4 protein-coding genes are annotated in these 3,449 nt (G+C 73.0%); all 4 read left to right on the top strand.

Features of this window, described 5'->3' with window-relative positions:
- Positions 1–1,169 (top strand): S9 family peptidase (locus IRZ18_09080; GenBank protein ID MBX5477257.1); only part of this gene is annotated, 1,169 nt, incomplete at its 5' end.
- Positions 1,170–1,376: 207 nt separating this feature from the next.
- Positions 1,377–2,375 (top strand): LacI family DNA-binding transcriptional regulator, encoded by a 999-nt coding sequence (locus tag IRZ18_09085; protein ID MBX5477258.1) that lies wholly within the window; start codon positions 1,377–1,379, stop codon positions 2,373–2,375.
- Positions 2,376–2,380: 5 nt separating this feature from the next.
- Entirely contained in the window at positions 2,381–3,301 is a 921-nt protein-coding gene (rbsK, locus tag IRZ18_09090; GenBank protein ID MBX5477259.1) for a ribokinase, read from the top strand.
- Positions 3,298–3,449: D-ribose pyranase (locus tag IRZ18_09095; GenBank protein ID MBX5477260.1), on the top strand; the 152-nt coding region annotated here is incomplete at its 3' end. The genes rbsK and IRZ18_09095, both read left to right, overlap by 4 nt.

Raw genomic sequence — 3,449 nt, forward strand, 5'->3', positions numbered from 1 at the left:
CGGCCCTCGACCGCCCGCTGGGCAACGCCTCGGCCATCGACGTGCCGGCGCCCGGCGGCGCCCGCCTCGCCTGGGAGGGCGACGGCGCGGCGGTCTGGATGACCGTCTCGGACGCGGGTCGCGTCCACCTCTGGCGGTTCGACGTCCCGGCGTCCGTGCCCCACGAGCCCGCACTGGACGCGCCCGCGGCGCTCCAGGTCACGCACGGCGACGGGTGCGCCCAGGACTTCGTCCTGGCCTTCTCCGGCCACGCCGCCGGCGCCGGGGCGGCGCTGATCCTCGCCGTCAACGAGCCGCTCGACCCGTCGCGCATCCTCCGCATCCGCCGCGGCGCGCCCGAGGAGGTGCTGGCCGCGCCCAACGCCGAGTTCCTGGCCACGCGGCGCCTCTCGCGCCCGGAACGCTTCGCCTTCACCTCCGCCGACGGCACGCGGGTGGACGGCTGGGTCATGCGGCCGCTCGACCTCGCGCCCGGCGCGAAGGCGCCCGCCATCCTGGAGATCCACGGCGGGCCGATGGCCATGTACGGCGACAACTTCTTCATGGAGTTCCAGGTGCTCGCCGCGAACGGCTACGCCGTCGTCTACACGAACCCGCGCGGGAGCCTGGGGTACGGCGCCGACTTCTGCGCCGCCATCCGGGCGCGCTGGGGCGAGAAGGATTACCAGGACCTCATGGCCGGGATCGAGGAGGCGTGCCGGCGGTTCGACTTCATCGACCCGGACCGTCTCGGCGTGGCGGGCGGCAGTTACGGCGGCTGGATGGTGAACTGGATCGTCGGCCACACGGACCGCTTCAGGGCGGCCGTGACGATGCGCAGCGTCGCGAACCGCATGAGCGCCATCGGCACGGCGGACTTCGGCATCGACCGCATCCGGCAGTACGGACCCCCACCGTGGGAGGACCCGACCCCCTACCTGAACCAGTCGCCGCTCATGCACGCGGCGAACATCCGCACGCCGCTGCTGATCGAGCACCAGGAGCAGGACGACCGCTGTCCCGTCGAGCAGGCGGAGCAGCTCTACGCGGCGCTCAAGTACCTGCGGCGCGAGGTGGAGTTCGTCCGCTACCCCGGCGAGTCGCACGGCATGAGCCGGACCGGCAAGCCCTGGCACCGCGTCGACCGGCTGCGGCGCATCGTCGCGTGGTTCGACCGGCACTTGAAGTAGGGCAGGCCACCGGCCCTGAAGCAGGGCGGAACGCCAACCCTGTCGCGGGGCGGGAAGGGATCCCGCCGGCCGTGTCGAATCAAGCGCGAAGTGTCTTGGAAACGTTTTCAGTCCTGACCGGTAACGGGTGAAACCGTTTTCAGGCTGGTCCACGCGGGCCAGCGCAGGGACGTCGCGGCGCGTCCGTCTTCATTGGGGGTCGCAGTCATGGCCACGCTCCGGGACGTGGCGGCGAAGGCGGGTGTCGGCATCGCCACCGTGTCACGCGCGCTGAACGGGTCCGGACCCGTGAGCGAGGCGGTTCGCCGGCGCGTTCTCGACGCCGCCGCGGCGGTGGGTTACGTCCCGAACGGCGTCGCTCGCGGCCTCGTCACCGGGGTGACGCGGACGATCGCGCTCATCCTGCCCGACATCACCAACCCGTACTTCCCATCCCTCGCCCGCGCGGTGGAGGACGCGGCCCGCGTCCGCGGCTACGCCGTCGTGCTGGGCAACAGCGACAACGATCCCGACCAGGAGGCGGCCTACGTCCGACTTTTTCGGGAGCGTGGCGTCGACGGCATGATCATCGCCTCCAGCCGGGACGCCTCGGCCCTGGCGCGAGCCGTCGGCCCCGTCCCCGCGGTGCTCATCGACCGGCGCGTGCCCAACTGGGACGTCGACTGCGTCGTCACCGACAACCGTCGCGGGATCGAGGCGGCGGTGCAGCATCTCTCCGGCCTCGGTCACCGCCGGTTCGTGCACCTCGGGGGCCCGGACGGCGTCGAATCCGCGTCCGCACGCGCGCAGGCCTTTCTTGAGGCCTGCCGGCGCATGGGCGCCCAGGTGGTCGACGTGTCTCGAGGGCCGTTCACCGCCGAGAGCGGGTACGAGCGCGGGCGCGAGCTCTTGCGGAGCGGCCGGCGGTTCACCGCGGTGGTGGCGGCGAACGACCTGATCGCCTGCGGGTTCCTCCAGGCGGCCTTCGAGGAGGGGCGCGCCGTTCCGGGCGACGTGTCCGTGGTGGGGTTCGACGACGTGCTCGTCGCGCGGCTGGCCAACCCCTCGCTCACGACGATCCGCCAACCCACGTACCGAGCCGGCCTGTTGGCGGTGGAGCGGCTGGCGGCCCGCATCGACCATCCTGACGACGCGGTCCACGCCGACATCCTGGAGCCGGAACTCGTGGTGCGGCGCTCCACGGGTCCCGCGCGCGAGGAGGATTGACGCAAGTGCCGGACGTGGTGGTGTTCGGCAGCGCGAACGTCGACCTCGTGGCCTACTGCGAGCGCGTGCCGGAAGAGGGCGAAACGCGGTTCGCGAGCGGCTTCGAGATCTTCCTGGGCGGCAAGGGCGCCAACCAGGCCGTCGCCGCGGCACGGGCCGGGGCCAGGACGGCGTTCGTCGGGCGCCTCGGCGCGGACGCGTTCGGCCGGATGCTGCGCGAGGGCCTCGAGCGCGACGGGGTCGATCTCTCGCAGGTGGCGACGGACCCCGGGCGCCCCACGGGCGTGGCGATGATCCAGGTCACGCCGGACGGCCGCAACCGCATCCTCGTCGCGCCCGGGGCGAACGGCGCGATCGGCGCCGAGGACGTCGGCCGGCTGGCGACGCTCCTCGCCGGCGCGCCGCAACCGCCAAAGGTGCTCCTCTTGCAGCTTGAGGTCCCGGTCGCCGCCGTGCTGGAGGCGGCACGGGCCGCGCGCGAGCGCGGCGTGCGCGTGATCCTCGACCCGGCGCCGGTCGCCCGCGAGATTCCTGAGGATCTCTGGAGGCTGGTGGACATCTGCGTCCCGAACCAGGTGGAGGTCGAGGCCCTGACCGGCCAGGTGGCCGGCAGCGTGCGCGAGGCCCGGCTGGCCGCGTCCCGCCTCTTGGAGATGGGCGTCTCGTGCGCGGTCGTGAAGCTTGGCGCGCAGGGGTGCCTCGTCGCGGAGGGCAACCAGTTCGAGCATGTGCCCGGCCTCACCGTCCGCGCCGTGGACACCACGGCCGCGGGCGACGCGTTCGCCGGCGCCCTGGCGGCGGCCTTGGCCGAGGGGCTTCCGCTCGCCTCCGCGGCGCGTTTCGCGAACCGCGCGGCCGCGCTGTCCACCACACGGCGCGGCGCGCAACCATCGCTACCCACGAGGAAGGAAATCGAAACGGCATGAGACGGAACGGTTTGCTGAACCCGGAGCTTCTTCGCGCCATCGCGGCCATGGGACACACGGACGCGCTGGTCATCGCCGACGCCGGCCTCCCGGTGCCCCCCGGGGTGCCGGTCCTGGACCTTTCCGTGGTGCCGGGCGTTCCTTCGGT

The organism is Clostridia bacterium, from assembly GCA_019683875.1.
In the GTDB taxonomy this organism is placed as follows: domain Bacteria; phylum Bacillota; class Sulfobacillia; order RBS10-35; family Bu92; genus Bu92.

Bases quoted from the DNA above. Each gene is read 5' to 3' on its own strand.
- IRZ18_09085 (MBX5477258.1), top strand. From the start codon at position 1,377: ATGGCCACGCTCCGGGACGTGGCGGCGAAGGCGGGTGTCGGCATCGCC.